Genomic DNA, 15,006 nt, shown 5'->3' on the forward strand with positions numbered 1-15,006 from the left:
GCTCGTCGACACCCGAGACGACCCGAAGGGGGTCCGGGGGCGAATCGCCCCTGGTCAACGCCGCAAATGCGACTCGGCGCACCCAACCGGGGACGATTCCCGAGTTCGATACGCCGAGGTGAGACTGTCAGGCATCAGACGTGGGCATTTTTTGATGTCGGTCTGATCTCTTGTTGATTCAGATTTGAAGCTGAAAAGTTGCTTTTTCGATGACCTTGTGATGCTCAGATGGGGACGGAGGTGTCGGCCTCGGAGAGCCATCGGTAGACGGTGGCGACGGAGCGGTCGACTTCTTGGGCGATGACGGGCACGTCCACTCCGGCCTGACGTCGAGTCAGTGCCCATTCGCGACGTTCCTCGTGGGAGTGGAAGGTCGGGATGGGGGTGGCGTCGAGGTGCGCGCCGGGTAGGTGGGGCAGTGGCACCTCGAGCTGTCGAGTGAGAGCGTCAGCGGTCGCGGTGCGAGTCGGTTGCGCGGCTGGGGTCTCGTTCGCAGTCCCGGCTGCGGCACGGTTCTCAGTGATGGTCGTGACGTGAGTCTTGGATGCGGTCGCGTTCTCGTTCGCGGTCTCACGGAGCGGCTGTGTCGCGGGCACGGATTCGATGTGAGTCTCGGCGGGGCTCTCGGTGGGTGCAGCGGTGCGACGGCCGAGAACGGTCAGCGCGTGGGTGGAGGCGAGCAGCGAGATCGGCGGGAGTGTTGCGATCACTGCGGCGAGAACGGAGTTGAAGCCGGGGGTCGTGGTGAGAACGGCGTGGATCGCGTTTCCTGCGATCGAGACGGTGGCGGCTCCGATGAGAATCTTCCAGAAGAATCGTCGCGCCCGGTGGTCGTGACGTCGGGAGACGACTCCCATCGTTGCTTGCAGGATCGTTCCGTCGACGATGACGGGGAACAGGAAGGCGATCTCTCTCGGTTGGCCGGCCTGGATGCACAGGTCTCGCAGTGCGAGGAAGCTGAGAATGAACGCGGCCGCGCCGATTCCTACGGTGATGGTCACGCCTGCGAACCACATGGATCCGCTGACGGGTGTTGTGTTGGCGGGCTCCGAGTTCTTCTCGTTCTTATGGCGCTTCGTCGCTTTCATGGTGTCCATAATAACAATGGAAACTATGAAATGAGAAGTGGTTTCTCATGTGAGAGTTGCAGGTCACGTCTTCATTCTCAGGACAGCGCGGTTAGCGCGATTGGTCTCGTTCTCACGAGTTCGAGGGAGTCGGAGAGCTCTGTGCGGTGGGTCTGCGACAGCACGCTGAGGAAGGGTCCATTGGTACTGCCAGATGCGGACGTCAGGTTCCGAAGAACAGCGAGGCCGGTGTCTACTGCCATGGCGACGGCAGCACAAAGTCACCAACTCCTCGAAAGGCGGGCGCTGGAGCCAGGAGAAGCCCCCGCAGGGGCGATCAGTGCTCACCGACCATGTAACAGTTGAGCACCCCTGCGCACGGTGAGTTCGTCGGATCGATTTCGACTCCCGATTCGGTCGCGGTCAACGCGAATGCCCCTGACGTCCGCACCTCTGACCGGCGTAGCCGCAGCGTCAGGAGATGCGGAAGGTTTCACAGATACGGCCAACCACAAGGCAGGGGTCCCAGGAAACCTCTACGACCGCTGACGTTGCTCGGCGAACGACACCGCAATTGGTCCGGATCGCCCACCCGACTCGATCATTCCTGCAACTTGCTCCGCTATCGCTGCGACCGGTAGGGATGTGTGGTTATATACCGACGGGAGGAAAATTCTTTACCATCGGGAGGGGATTCAAGCAATGACGGCGCAGGTTCCAGCCACTCTGTAGGCGTAAATCAGATTGCTGAAGCGGGAGATGATTGGTCATCCCGCCTCGGATTCCTGCGGGTCGATACCGTCAATTGTGCAGTATTCAAGTACGCGCCTGTCTCGAATTTCGAGTCCGTTTCTAAAAAGTCCTCCGAATGGGATGCAGGATTCGTTGCCGACGGGCAGCACGCATAACGAGGGGAATGAAGTGCGAAGCTTATATCGGAGAATGGTCGTTTTCGCTGCTGCGGCAACAGCAGTCATGAGCTTAGCTTTCGCTGCACCGGCCTCCGCGGAGGAGGTAACCGGCGTACAAGTGGACGCGCCGATAATGATGGCGGGGCCAAACGGTGAGCTTATCCCAGTCCCTGACGCCGAAGTTCAGCACGGCCCAGTTATCCGGCCGCAGAGTTGGACCAACTGCGACAGATATGAAACTCTTTTCCTCGGAGCGCGGCATGCCTGTTTCAACATCAACGGGTCCGGGTTGTGGGCGAATTCCCAGTCGGTATGGTTTGACGCATCGCGCACCGGAAACGACCCGTACACCTACGTCAACGCTCGGTTCAACGTTGATCGACCCAACGGAATGTACTTCTGGGGAACAAACGGCGGCGCAGTGAACATCATGAATGGATACGCAGTCACCGTTCCGATCAACAACTTCATCGAAGCCGGCACCTGGTGCATGCGTTACCAGTTGCAGCGCACCAACGGCGTGTGGGAAGGCTGGAGGCAGACATGTGGGCCAGTGTGGGCTTAACCACTGGCAACTGTCTCGCTACGCGAGTGCGACTGGTCACGGACAATAGTCGACCCGTTCCACTGCAGTGCTACCGCGGCCAGTACGCCGATGATGATCCCTACAGAAGGTAAGGTCAACCAGATCCAAGGGACCTCAAGTTGAGGAGGAAACCCTGTACGTTCTGCGATTTCAGGACCTACAAAAACTGTGGGGGGCGACCATTGGAGGGTCGCGGCGGAAACTAGCCCGGTAACGAGGCCTAGTGCGCCGCACAGCAACCAGGTAAGGGTCGTTGTGCGGCGCCCCTCGTTAGCTACATTCCGTACCCCGATTCGGCTCAGAACAGTACCGACGAGGAACCCCAAGATCAAGCCTGTGACAGGAAAAGTGAGCCATGCGGGTACCAAAGGGATAAAAGCTGGATCAGATACACGGATGCTGAATTCCATTTGCGTCCTGGCGCCTTCTTGGGAGAAGGATAATTCCCCGTATCGCGGTGGAGTTACGAAGCGCCAAACGGCTAGCGCAAATATTCCCGTTAACAGACCCCAGATCACTGTGAACATGTGAATGCTGGAGGAACTACGTGCATTCATTTCGATAATCACCCCGTTGCAGCCGCGAAGCGGTGTGAAGTCACCCTGTCACGCATTATTCTAGGGCACCCGCATAAGGGGGTGCATGCCCTGGTGCTGATCTTCCGCATCGAGTGAGAGTGTCAGCGCATGACCGCCGCCTTAAGATTTCTTTACTTTCGCCACTTTCCCCTCTCTCGATCGCACCGATCTGCTTGTCGTCCGAGAGGTCGATTGTGAACCAGGGGCCTCTCCGGATCCTGACACACCCTCAATGCGGATCGACGTCGATACGTACAGGAACCGAGCGTGCCACGACGGCCCTCGCTGCGATCCATCTACAACGAATGAGCCTGGGTATGTCAGACCAGAAATCCGGATCGTCGCAGTTGGTGGAACTGCTCACTGTGGAGGATGGGGAGTGGTGCGACTGATGAGTCTCAGGTGCGGTTCCAGCGGCCGACGCCGGTCTGGGCGGTGGACTTGACTTCCCCGGTGGCCGGAGCGTCCCAGCTGTGGCCGTTGTTGTGTTCGGCTTCGAGTCGCTCGATTGTCTCTAGGACGGCGGTCTCGAGGAATTCGCTGAAGGTACTCGGCGGGAGGACTGTGCGGGTGCCGAGGTAGGCAGCGCGAATGCGTTCGGCCTGGTCGGTGTGGAACCCGAGTTTGGGCCGGGGAGTGCGTGACGCCTCGCTCATTGCTGGTCCTGTTCTCCTGGGCGGCCCGGGGCGTTGCGTCCGACGCCGGTCTGGGAGAGGGATTTGAGTTCGCTGCGGCTTGGGGTTCGCCAGGGCCGGCCTTCGTTGTGTTCGGCTTCGAGGCGTTCGGTGGCCTCGACCAGCAGGGCGGTGATGAACTCGCTGAGGGTGGCCGGGGGCAGGATGGCGCGGGTGCCGACGTAGGCGGCGCGAATCCGGTCGGCGTCGGATTCGCTGATGTCGAAGGCCATGCGCTTCTTCCCGGTCATGGTTCTCATCGTAACTTCGGTACGTGCGTCGTCGACTCTGCCACGAATGGACATGGTCACGGATTCGGAAGGAGTGGGCAGTGCGGATACCTGATATGGCTTGGCATGGCCTACCCGAATAATCTCTGTATATGGCTCGGCGTGTCCTACCCGAATACTCGATCTTGGTAGTGCACAGTACTCGGCATGGAAACGGCGGGGGAGTCCCTTCTCACTGACGAGCAGTGGGGAAACGAGGTGCTCCTGCCGCATCGGCCGTTCGCGACGAACCAACTCGAGCACGGTCAGTACCGAATGAGCCGTGACCAGGCATTGATGATGCGCTACATCCAGCACTCTCCCCACGCGTTGCTCGGATCGATCGTCATCGACTGTGACCACCCCGATGCGGCGATGCGGGCGTTCGAGAAACCGTCGGATCATCCGACGCCGAGCTGGGTCGCGCAATCTCCCTCCGGGCGGGCGCACCTGGGTTGGTGGCTGGGCGATCATCGAGTCTGCCGTACCGACTCGGCACGGTTGACTCCGCTGCGCTACGCCCATCGCATCGAGCGAGGTCTGTGTATCTCTGTCGGTGGGGACTTCTCCTACGGTGGGCAGCTGACCAAGAACCCGATCCACCCTGAATGGGAAACCATTTACGGTCCAGCGGATCCCTACTCGTTGCGGGATCTGGCGACCATCTACACACCTCGTCAGGCCCCGCGCCGGCCCGACCGCTCCGTGGGTCTGGGCCGCAATGTGACGATGTTCGACACTGCCCGTAAGTGGGCGTACCCACAGTGGTGGCACCATCGTCATGACACCGTCGATCAGTGGCTTCAACTGGTTCTTCAGCGTTGTCACGGAATCAACAGCGAGTTCGCCGACCCTCTTCCTTTCATCGAGGTCCGTGCCACGGCGTACTCCATAGGCAAGTGGATCTGGCGTAACTTCGACGAGGGGACGTTCCGGGCGCGCCAGGCAACACGTGGCAGCAAGGGTGGCAAGGTCATGAGCTCCGCGAAACGGGAAGCAAACAGGAAGCGGGCCACTAAGTTCGATTTGGCGACAGCATTGGAGTTTGCGCAATGAGTGGCAGCGCCCAGGCACAACAACGTCGGTCGATCACTGCAAAGGAACTGGCACGCCGGCTCGGCTCGTCGGAGCGCACTGCACGTCGTCTGATTGCTGAGCCCCGAGACCAATTCCTCGAACGCGCAGAACGTCGACGCAAGCAGGTGGTCGAACTTCGCGAGCAGGGGATGAAGTACCGCGAGATCGCCGAGGAACTGGAGATGTCGACCGGAGCGGTGGGTCGGATATTGCATGATGCCCGCAGGCTCGAGGGGTAGGAGTGGCTTCCGCGTGAAACGATTCGATTCCTCTTCGCCGCTGTGGTGCTGACCGGAGCGAGCATTTCGTTCAGTAGTGGTTCCGGTCGAAGCGGTTCCCGCGGGTCTGGGTGCGCATGCTCGAGCGCTGGAACAGTATCTTCCGGATCTCGGCGAGAGCGGTGGCACGGGTGTCGTCGCTGGCCGGAGGATGAGCAGCACGCCGGTCGAGTTCGGCGCGACGTTCGGCTGCGCGGTGGTCTTGGATCTCGGTGCGGTGTTCGGTGGGGGTAGGCCCTGACCACACGTCGGCAAGGGCACGGAGTTGCCAGCGCAGGAAGGCGGTCGGGGATGTTAGGTGTGGGAGGGTGCGGTCGCGGCGGAACTCGGTGATCTGGTCGGCGATGTCGTCGCCGGTCCATCGGGTGGTGTCGATGCCTGCGGCGGTCAGGGCGTCGGCGATCGCTCCAACGTGGTGATGGGTGGTTCCGGGGACGTAGTGGCCATTTCGGTTCACGCCGCGGTATTCGGGCATCGTGGGACCGAGTCGGTCGGCCAGTCGCGCTGCGGCGATCTGAGCGTGTAGGGGTCGTGGGCCGCCCGGGTTTTTCGTCGAAGCCCGGGCGCGGCGCGTAGCGCGCGCGTTGGTGATTATTTGAGAACGAGAGATACCTGTAGAACCCAAAGGGTTCTCCGGTAGATCCGCATGATTCGGAAACTGGGGATAAACAGAAGAGTCGGCAGTGAACTTGCTGGTCAAGGCCCACACGGAAGCTGCGCGGAGTTGCTTTCCGCCATGGGTGAGGCTGGCTTCGACGCGTTCGGCGATGGTGAGGTAGCGGCCACGGACGAGTTCGACGGCGGCTCCGATGCGGCGAAGGATCTGGCGGGCTCGGTCGAGGACGTCGGTGCTGATGCCGGCGTATTCGGCGAGGGTGTCGCGGGCGGCGGTGAGGCTGCGGCCGGTGGATTCGTCGGCGTAAGCGGCGTGAGCGTTGGCGGCGGCGATGAACTTGTCCGGGGCGATGCGGTGCTCGTGGCAGATCTTGATGCCGGTCTCGCTGCGGACGAAGGTGATGATCTGGCGCATCCAGCCCGCGCGGGAGTCCCAGACGGGGATGGGGGAGTAGGCACCATCGGCTACGCGGAGGTTGTAGCTGCCGCGACGGCGACCACGGCGGGTCTGGGGAGCGGCGCGGCCGGGACCTCGACGGTTGTCGCGGGCGGTGTGTGCGCTCCGTTGTGGGCGACACGCGGGAATGTGATTTAAGACGGAAGTTGGCCCAAACGAGCAGCGCTCGCTAATATGCATAACGAAGGCTTTCTGGAGAGAAAGTTCGAGTGCCCGAGGAGTTTGGCGACTTTGCTCGGTCACATATTCGGTTTGGAAGACCCCTCGCTTGGCAGGCGGGGGGTTTTCTGCATCTGAGGGCGGGCTAGTTGGCGGCTAGCGGCCCTCTCTGGTGGCGTTTACACGGTCACCGCCTTGATCTCGCGGGCAAGGTCCGGTCGACCGGCTTGGAGTGCGAGCAGGTCGGCGACGTATTGGGACAGCGCGACCTTGGCGTCCTTGGCATCGTTGCGGAGCTGTTCGTGCAGCTCAGCGGGGATGCGTAGAGTCATCGCGGCGCGGTCGCCTTTATGCGGCTGTGCCATGCGTAAACCCCCGTTCTTCAAGATCGGCCCGTTGAATCTGACTCAGGTTAGCGGCTGCGAGCGCGGATGTCAGTTACCTCCGTACATCGGCGTGGCGCGTGTCGACTAGTGGGACGGCAGTCAGGGAGCCCTTGAGCGGTGGGAGGCGGCGGTGTGCCTCTCGCCGGCGGTGGGGCACACTCTCACGAATGGCGTCACCGCAGCTTTCGACGAGCAGCCCTGCGACCACCGACTCTCCGCCGATTCCGCAACCTCGATGGAGACTGCCGCTGGTGGGTGATCTGCTCAGCATCGATGTGGCCAAGCCGGTTCAGCGTGAGATGCAGATGGCGCAGGAACTCGGTGGGATCTTCGAACGCAAGATCCTCCAGCACCGGTTGATCGTGGTCTCCGGCGCCGACCTGGTGCGGGAGGTCAACGACGAGGAGAAGTGGGCGAAGTTCCTCGGTAAGCCGCTGCGCAAGCTTCGTGTCATCGCCGGCGACGGACTGTTCACCGCGTTCAACTCCGAACCGAACTGGAGCAAGGCCCACAATATCCTCGGTCCGGGCTTCAGCCAGGCCGCGATGCGTGGCTATCACGACTCGATGCTCACCGTCGTCGACCGGCTGGTCGACAGTTGGGACAGCGCAGCGGCGGGCGGTGAGTATGTGGACGTGCCGAAGAGCATGACGTCGCTGACCTTCGACGTCATCGGCCGCTGCGGTTTCGGCTACGACTTCGACTCGTTCGGCCGCACCGAGCCCGATCCGTTCATCGAGGCGATGAGCCGGGCGCTCGAGTACATCAACCGCTCGTCGAACGACATCCCGATCCTGCGGGCCCTGTTCGGCCGCGCGGCGCGTGAGCAGCACGAACGCGATATCGCGCTGATGCAGGCCACGGTCGATCGCATCGTCGAGGAGCGGATGCGCTCCGGTGAGCAGCACGGCGATCTGCTGGACCTGATGATGCACACCGTCGATCCCGATACCGGCGAGCAGCTCAGTCCGGAGTCGATCCGCAATCAGGTGCTGACCTTCCTGGTCGCGGGTAACGAGACCACTGCGGCCACCCTGGGGTTCGCGGTCCATTTCCTGAGCCGACATCCCGAGGTGGTGGCGAAGGCACGGGCCGAGATCGCCGAGGTCGTCGGTGCCGACGGCCGGATCGGGTACGAGCAGGTCGCCAAGCTGCGGTATGTGCGGCGGGTGGTGGATGAGACGCTGCGGTTGTGGCCGGCGGCCCCGGGTTATTTCCGCAAGGTGCGCGGTGAGACCACCCTCGGCGGACGGAGGCTGCCGAAGGGTTCGTGGGTGTTCGTGCTGCTGCCGCAGCTGCACCGCGACCCGCTGTGGGGTGACGACCCCGAGCGGTTCGACCCGGATCGGTTCGAGCCCGAGGCCGTGCGGAAGCGTCCGGCGCACATCTTCAAGCCGTGGGGGACCGGGATCCGGGCGTGTATCGGTCGTCAGTTCGCGTTGCACGAGGCGGTGCTCACGCTCGCGGCGTTGATCCGGCGGTACGACTTCGCTCCGGAGCCGGGTTACGAGCTCGACGTGCATGAGGCGATCACTCTCAAGCCGCGGGGGTTGAAGGTCCGGCTCTCGCGTCGGTGATGGGTGCGGCCGACAGGTAGGTTCCCCCTGGGCAGCAGTACTGTGCCCACAGTTCGGGGAAGGTTATAAGTTAATGGTGATTCTCAATGAGTGGCATCTGGTCGAGACGTTGGTCGACGGCGAGATGTCCGTGGTCAGCTGTGGCGGCACGGTCAAGGAGTGGGCGTCGGTGACCCGACATGTTCAGCCGGCCCCGGATCTGCCGGTCACGCCGATCATCGACGAGGTTGTTCGCACTCGTCGGCCGGTCAGGATCGATGTGCGCTCGCGTAAGGGGGCGCAGAAGGCGTTTCACATCGAGGTACTGCCTGTTCTCGGTCCCAGCGGGGAGGCGCACGGTGTCCAGGTGTGGGTGGGTGAGCCCGGCCGGGTTCCCGGCCCACCTCGCATTGCAGCGGGGATTGCGTGGAGTCTCGAGCGGATGGTGATCGGGCAGACGGTCGAAGCATCGATGATGTCCGGGGTGTTGCCCGAGGATCACGTGCCGGAGCGGACTCCTGCGGAGTACATCGCCAAGGCGGTGAAGTTCGACGATTCGGCGTCGTTGTTCGAGCTGGGCATCGACCCGGTGCACGGTCGCCGGTGGGAGGCTCCGATGTCGGTTCTGCACGCCGATGGTCGGGTGATGCGCTGGTATTGCTGGGGCAAGGGCCGCACCGATCCGGGCAACGTTGGATTGCGGCTGCTGTGGCACGACGTCTCCGACACGACGACGCCGGAGTTGCCGACGTTGAGTGAGCTGGGCATGCAGGAGATGCTGCGATCGGCGGGGGTCTACACCGGCGTCTTCGCCGCCGACCTCGCTGTGTTGACGATGTGGCTGCCCGATGCCCCGCCGTGGGTGGCCTGGCGAAACATCAAAGGTGGAAACGAGATCGTGCATCCCGACGACCGGCATGTGCTGGCCGATGCGCTGGCAACGTTTCGTTCGGGGGATACCGCCGCTCGGTGTGTCCGCGCTCGTCTGCGTTCCGAATCGGGATGGCGGACAGCGCAATTGTCGATCAGCCCGTATCCCGGTCCGCTCAGCGACCGTCTGGTACTCGTTCAGATTTCAACGATGTCGGACGAATTCGATTCGGCCACAGAGAATTTTCAGGGCTCCGATCAGGGGTCGTCGGGCGGGTAGGTTGGTCCCGGACTCGTGGGCGTGATCTGGTAATTTGTCTTCCGCGTCCCCGCCCGTGGGGATTTCCCGGGGCCTGTTCACTCGGCCTCGGATGCAGCACAGCCGGTTTCGGCCGCTTCCGCATGCCTGCGTGAGGTGGGCTGCTATCTCCGCGGGGGGAGCTCAGACGTGGTTATCCGTACTTTGCGTGCGTCGACACAAGGTGTGTCGCGCGTGTCAGACGGGCGCGCCAGGCGGTCGGGTTCGGGTCCGTTCGTAGGCGGCACGGATCTCTGCTGTGTCCACTCCCAGTGCTCGAGCGAGCCCGTCGGCTACCGGCTCGCGCAGCGATGTTTCCCCCAGCTCGAGGCTGCTGAGCGATGCCGTGGAGATGCCGACTTGCAGCGCCAGCTGGGGCTGAGTCAGGCCGGCCTGGACGCGCAGATCGCCCAGGTACCGCTCGTGCGGGGGGATGCGCACCAGCTCGGACATCGGAACATCGAGCGCGGCAGTGACACGGGCCAGACGGTCCACCTGCGGGGTGGCTTGCCCGGATTCCCAGGCGCGCACGGCGGCCACGCTCACTTCGGCGAACCTCGCCAGGTCGCCACGGGTGTAACCCTTCTTCGTCCGCAGCTCGATCAGCCTCTCCCGGTCGAATCCCCGAAGAGGCCGTCTTGTCATGCCCCAAACCTTTCCACGAGGCATAACAGTGCCCTACAGAATGGCTTGCGTCATCTTCCACCGGAATAGATTTTGATGTAGTCTTCTGGAATAGAGTTTCATCGACGGATCTTGTGGCGAAGGGGGTAGCGATCGGCTGAGCCGAGGGGAAGCGCCTGGCCGGCAACCAGCGCGAGCCACGGTGAAGCCACCGGCAAAAGGGAAACCCCGGACACGTGTCAGTGATTGGCGTCGGTGTCACGTATCCGGGGTTGAACCACCTACGTAACAACCCATCCGGGCTGACTACGCAAGCTCGGGCACCAGGTCACTACGGACGAGAGCCCACTTCCTTGTCGGGCGCTGCTGCTCTGGCGTTACTCGACTGTGCGCGCCGGCAGCAGCGTTCCCGCACCTAGCCGGCGCTGCCGACACGTGCACAAGCGGACTACCTCCCCTGTGGTGACCACCCGATCTTCTCGGCCCTGACGGATCCCTGTCTCGCTCAGGTCCTTCACGCATTCGGGATTCGATTCATTCGCAGGAAAGGCGAGGCACATGTCCGTATCCAACGAAGATCAGCTGGTTTCCGGCACCGGCAGACACCGGCGCCGCCGAACGACCAGTGCGGTGCTCAGCACCGCGACTCTGGCACCGGCGGCAGCAGGGTTGCTCATTGCCTTCGCGCCGACGGCAGCAGCAGCGCCGACCGACGACTCCGGCGGTGGACAGGCGGGCATCACGTCCCCGCCGCAGTCCGGTGGGGGACAGGCGGGCATCACCTCCACGCCACCGTCGACTTCTGCTCCTGGACCCTCGGCTCCTGATCCGCAGCCTGCCGAGAACTTCTGGGTAGCGCCTCCGGCCGAGTACAACCGCGGCACCCGCGCCTACAACCCACAGACCGGCGGTGGTGTGTCAATGGCGCAGTACAACGGCTATTCGGGCGGCGACAACTCCGGCTACTCCGGTTACAGCGTTCCTGCTCCGCAGGCGCCGGTCGTGCTGGAAGGCCCGACCCTGCCGATCGAGGCTCCGGTCAACAAGATGCGTTTCGGCCGGGTGATCTTCGACCAGCCGAACTGGGTCTCGGACGTCGATGCCGACAAGACCAACCGCACGACCGCAGTGGTCGAGGCGATGGTCACCGACTACCACCGGTCGACCGGCATGGAGACCGAAGAAGCCGAGAAGATCGCATCTGCTCAGGTGGCGGGCACGGCAGTCGGCGCTGGCGCCGGGTTCGTCACCGGTTGCACCGCCGTCGGTATCCCGACGGCTCTGGTCGCGTCCACGGCTGCGGGTATCGCCGGAGCTGCTGCGGGCACGATGGTGCCCGTCCCGATTCCGGGCGTAGCCCCAATCACCTCCGGTGTTGCCGCCACAGCCGCTGGTGCAGCGGGTGGCTTTGCGGCCGGATGCGCGGTCGGCGGCACGATCGGCGCGGTCGGTGGTGGCCTGGCCGGGTACGGGGTCGGCACAGCCTACGGCGCGGGCGAGGACGCCACGCCCATCGAGACCGAGGTGCCCGACATCGAGGCCGAACAGGTCACCGAACAGGTCGACACCACGCTCGCGCAGTGGTCGGAAGACCCCATCGGAGCGGCTGCTGTCGATGCCGTGCAGACCTTCGCCACCGAGACCGCACCTGCGATCGATGAGCAGGTCCGCGACTTCGTCCAGGCACAGCCCGGTGGTGGGCAGGTCATCGAGCAGGTCGACCAGGCACTCGACTCGTTCTTCACCGACGCGACGCCGGGGCTGGCATCGCGCCTGGTCAGCGAGGCGGTCGGTTTGGGTCTCGGCACGCCCGCTCCGGCAGTCGACGCCTGAGTCCAGTCGAAGAGGGAGACGAACCGATGAAGCGGAACGACCGAGCGAACTCATCTCGGGTGCTCGATGCGACCGCACCTCGCACCCGCATGGTTCGGGAGTCGGTGCCGGTGTCGGTACCGGCGGCCGAAGAGCGCTTTTCCTCCGGGAGAACCGCGTCCGCCCGTGAGTCGGCGTCTCGAGTGGTCGCGGCGGCCGATGCCGGTCGCCGCGCCACTCACCCGACCGCACAGGTGAGCACGCGTCGCCCTGTCGGGAAGGGACTGACCTATGCCGGTCTCGGTCTCGTGGCCGTGGGCGTCGTGGGACTGGCCGGCTGGGGCATTACCGCTCTCGTCGGCGGCGGTGACGACGCCGCGGACTTCGGTGGCCTGGTCCCGGACACTGCGACCGCGGCGCCGACCGCGGCCGCGGCCGCGGCAGATGATCCGTGCTCACCGGGCGAGGGTGACCAACTCTCCGGCGAAGGGGTGATCGCTGCGCTCGAACACCGCTATTACCTGCTGCGTTCGGGTGAGTTGGTACGGGAGTTGATGGCCCCTGATGCACCGTTGCCCGACGCGGCAATGATCCAGCAAGGCATCGACACCGTGCCGCTGGGGACCACGCACTGCCTCGAGGTCACGGCCATCGGGCCGAACACCTACAGCGCGCAGATCACCGAGGTCCGCCCGGATCGGCGCAACGAGTTCAAACAGCGGATCACAACGACCACGGCCGAGGACGGCCGAGTGATGATCCGCTCCATCGAAGAGGTCGGGGCATGAGGAATGCAAGTCTCGCTCTGGCAGCGGCAGCAGTGACCGCCGCGGCCGCGGTGAGCACACCGACGGTTGCTCATGCAGCGGAAACGAACGGATGCGCGCGCACGATCGCGCTCATGATTCCCGGCACGACGGAAACGTCCGCTCATGCTGATCCGACCGTGCCGACGGGCATGCTCGCGGCGGTCGGTGACGCACTCGAGCAACGGTTCGGCAAGAACCTCGACGTGGTGTACGTGCCGTATCCGGGCGAGGCGTTCTTCAACGGCACGTCCTATGCCGAATCGAAGTCCCGGGGCGACAAAGCGGCAGCAGAGTTGATGGAGCGGTGCCCGTCGTCGAAGTACCTCATCGCCGGGTACAGCCAGGGCGCGCAGATCGGCAACGATCTGGCCGTCAACATCGGCCACGGTCTCGGCCCGGTCACTCCGCAGCAGGTCAAGGCGGTGATTCTGCTCGCCAATCCGAAGCGGGGCACTGAGGGCGCAACGTTGATCGGCCCGCCCCTGAGCGGTCAGGGCATCGCTGGGCCGGCCCCGGAAGGGTTCGGCAAGCTCGCGGGCAAGGTGTTCGACATCTGCCACCCGGACGATGCGTACTGCAACACCGATGGTCAGTCGACGCCGTTCCTGGCGTCTCTGGGCCGGATCATCGCCAATCCGCCGGGAGCGGTCGATGTCTCTGCCGAACTTGCCTCGACTGCATCACCCCAGACTCCGACGATCACCGGCACGTCGACAGTGGCGCAATCCTCCCTGGTCGATGAGCTGTCCTCGCCGGGGACCTGGCGCAACGCGGATCTGTCGGCGGTGTTCGGGGCAGCCTCGCAACTGGCCGAGTCGGTGTCTTCGCTCGATGCCGCTGGTCCGACGTCGACCACCTCGGCGGCGAACATCGCCCGCATGACGCAGCAGGCGCGGCTGGTGTCGGAGACTTTGACGCCGGTCGACCAGGCGCGAGAGTGGATCGACAGCAATCCGGGCGCGCGTGAGACGTTCACCTCGGCTCCCGAGGGATCGCCGGAGGCGACGACGGCGGGCGTGCTCGACATGCTCGAGCAGGTCGATGTCCCGGCAGTGTTGTCGGCCGCCGAAGCGGTGACCGGCGTGAGCACGGCGTTGCTTGAGTCCCGGGCCTCGGGTGAGTCGGTCGATGTGTCGACGCTGGCAGGGTCGGCAGATGCGCTGGTCGCGGGTCTGTCGCCGTTGGCGGCCTCAGGTCCTGTGGAGTTGCGGACGGCAACGCAGGTGCTTTCGGTGGCCAAGCCGACGACGATCATCAATCAACTGCTGGGCGTCGTCTCCGGCGTGACTTCGGTCGACTATCCGGCGGTGGCAGCCGGGTTGCAGCAGATTCCGATCAAGATTGCCACCGGCGATGTGCACGGGGCGCACGCGGTCGCGGGGGATCTGAACAATCAGCTCTCCCCGCTGGTGAAGATGGCTGCCGGGGTGGATTTCAAGACACTCTCGCGGCTGGTGGCGATGGTTCCGGACCCGTCCGGCACGGCCGCAATCGCCGCGCTGGTGCTTGATCTGCTCGGCAACGTCGATGTGATCCGCTTGGCCCGCAATGTCGGTGAGATTCAGGAAATCGCCTGGTCGGTGGCCGAAAGCGGGAACGTGCTCGAGCTGTCTCGGCTGATGCCGGTGGCGGTGGAGCTGGCGCAGGTGGCTCTCGGCGTGCTCACCCCGGGCCTGAAGATGAGTCCCGATCAACTGCACGATCCGGGCGATCCGATCGGCTCGCTGATGGCGGTGCAGGCACAGGACAGTGATCTGGCCGGCCTGGGCCAATCGGTGATGACGCTGGCGAGTAGTGACGGTGCGGCCGAGCTGGGGCAGCTGGTGGCCGAAGGATTCACCGCGGCGAGTTTCTACGCCTCGAATTCGCACATTGCGTATCCGAGCTGGTCCCCGGATGGGAGGGACAACGCGATCGACACGATGGTGAAGGTTTTCGCCAAGGCGATTGGCTGACGCCGGGCGGTCCTGGTCAGCGGGT

The 15,006-nt window shown here is 64.0% G+C and carries 14 protein-coding genes; 8 read left to right on the top strand and 6 right to left on the bottom strand.

Annotated features, from left to right (window positions below; genetic code table 11):
* Positions 1–224: 224 nt before the first annotated feature.
* Positions 225–1,088, bottom strand: coding sequence for a DUF2637 domain-containing protein (locus tag C6Y44_RS27100; protein WP_225623915.1), 864 nt, complete (start codon positions 1,086–1,088; stop codon positions 225–227).
* Between the two features lie 921 nt (positions 1,089–2,009).
* Between C6Y44_RS27100 and C6Y44_RS27105 the strand changes: the two genes are divergently transcribed.
* On the top strand, positions 2,010–2,543 hold the full coding sequence (locus C6Y44_RS27105; RefSeq protein ID WP_192379213.1) for a hypothetical protein: 534 nt from the start codon (positions 2,010–2,012) through the stop codon (positions 2,541–2,543).
* A 997-nt stretch (positions 2,544–3,540) separates the two neighbouring features.
* On the opposite strand, the gene C6Y44_RS27110 is transcribed toward C6Y44_RS27105, so the two are convergent.
* The gene (locus C6Y44_RS27110) at positions 3,541–3,798 is read right to left on the bottom strand and encodes a ParB family protein (protein WP_192379123.1); all 258 of its coding nucleotides are present in this window, start codon (positions 3,796–3,798) and stop codon (positions 3,541–3,543) included.
* Positions 3,795–4,067 carry a ParB family protein gene (locus C6Y44_RS27115; RefSeq protein ID WP_192379125.1) on the bottom strand — a complete coding sequence of 91 codons (273 nt, stop codon included), beginning with the start codon at positions 4,065–4,067 and terminating at the stop codon, positions 3,795–3,797. Before C6Y44_RS27115 ends, C6Y44_RS27110 begins: the two co-directional genes overlap by 4 nt.
* A 186-nt stretch (positions 4,068–4,253) precedes the next feature.
* Between C6Y44_RS27115 and C6Y44_RS27120 the strand changes: the two genes are divergently transcribed.
* Both C6Y44_RS27120 and C6Y44_RS27125 read left to right on the top strand, forming a co-directional pair.
* Complete coding sequence (locus C6Y44_RS27120) at positions 4,254–5,141, top strand: replication initiation protein (RefSeq protein WP_192379127.1); 888 nt, start codon at positions 4,254–4,256, stop codon at positions 5,139–5,141.
* Positions 5,138–5,401, top strand: a complete 264-nt coding sequence (locus C6Y44_RS27125; protein WP_192379129.1) for a sigma factor-like helix-turn-helix DNA-binding protein — start codon at positions 5,138–5,140, stop codon at positions 5,399–5,401. The genes C6Y44_RS27120 and C6Y44_RS27125 overlap by 4 nt, the downstream gene beginning before the upstream one ends.
* Before the next feature lie 70 nt (positions 5,402–5,471).
* On the opposite strand, the gene C6Y44_RS27130 is transcribed toward C6Y44_RS27125, so the two are convergent.
* Positions 5,472–6,470: a replication protein gene (locus C6Y44_RS27130; RefSeq protein WP_192379131.1), complete on the bottom strand. Its 999-nt coding sequence runs from the start codon at positions 6,468–6,470 to the stop codon at positions 5,472–5,474.
* A 380-nt stretch (positions 6,471–6,850) separates the two neighbouring features.
* Complete coding sequence (locus C6Y44_RS27135) at positions 6,851–7,036, bottom strand: toxin-antitoxin system HicB family antitoxin (RefSeq protein ID WP_033098656.1); 186 nt, start codon at positions 7,034–7,036, stop codon at positions 6,851–6,853.
* A 188-nt stretch (positions 7,037–7,224) separates the two neighbouring features.
* Here C6Y44_RS27135 and C6Y44_RS27140 point away from each other — a divergent pair, with 188 nt between their 5' ends.
* The gene (locus C6Y44_RS27140) at positions 7,225–8,634 is read left to right on the top strand and encodes a cytochrome P450 (protein ID WP_192379132.1); all 1,410 of its coding nucleotides are present in this window, start codon (positions 7,225–7,227) and stop codon (positions 8,632–8,634) included.
* A 73-nt stretch (positions 8,635–8,707) separates the two neighbouring features.
* Positions 8,708–9,763: a GAF domain-containing protein gene (locus C6Y44_RS27145; protein ID WP_192379134.1), complete on the top strand. Its 1,056-nt coding sequence runs from the start codon at positions 8,708–8,710 to the stop codon at positions 9,761–9,763.
* Positions 9,764–9,979: 216 nt separating this feature from the next.
* Here C6Y44_RS27145 and C6Y44_RS27150 read toward each other — a convergent pair whose 3' ends face one another.
* Positions 9,980–10,426: a helix-turn-helix transcriptional regulator gene (locus C6Y44_RS27150; RefSeq protein ID WP_033098657.1), complete on the bottom strand. Its 447-nt coding sequence runs from the start codon at positions 10,424–10,426 to the stop codon at positions 9,980–9,982.
* Between the two features lie 537 nt (positions 10,427–10,963).
* Between C6Y44_RS27150 and C6Y44_RS27155 the strand changes: the two genes are divergently transcribed.
* From C6Y44_RS27155 to C6Y44_RS27165, 3 genes are all read left to right on the top strand, one after another.
* Positions 10,964–12,238 (top strand): insoluble domain protein, encoded by a 1,275-nt coding sequence (locus tag C6Y44_RS27155; protein WP_192379135.1) that lies wholly within the window; start codon positions 10,964–10,966, stop codon positions 12,236–12,238.
* Positions 12,239–12,471: 233 nt separating this feature from the next.
* A complete protein-coding gene (locus tag C6Y44_RS27160) occupies positions 12,472–13,005 on the top strand; it encodes a hypothetical protein (protein ID WP_225623898.1) in 534 nt (177 codons plus the stop codon).
* The gene (locus C6Y44_RS27165; RefSeq protein ID WP_192379136.1) at positions 13,002–14,981 is read left to right on the top strand and encodes a cutinase family protein; all 1,980 of its coding nucleotides are present in this window, start codon (positions 13,002–13,004) and stop codon (positions 14,979–14,981) included. The genes C6Y44_RS27160 and C6Y44_RS27165 overlap by 4 nt, the downstream gene beginning before the upstream one ends.
* Positions 14,982–15,006 lie beyond the last annotated feature (25 nt).

This window comes from Rhodococcus rhodochrous, assembly GCF_014854695.1.
GTDB lineage: Bacteria > Actinomycetota > Actinomycetes > Mycobacteriales > Mycobacteriaceae > Rhodococcus.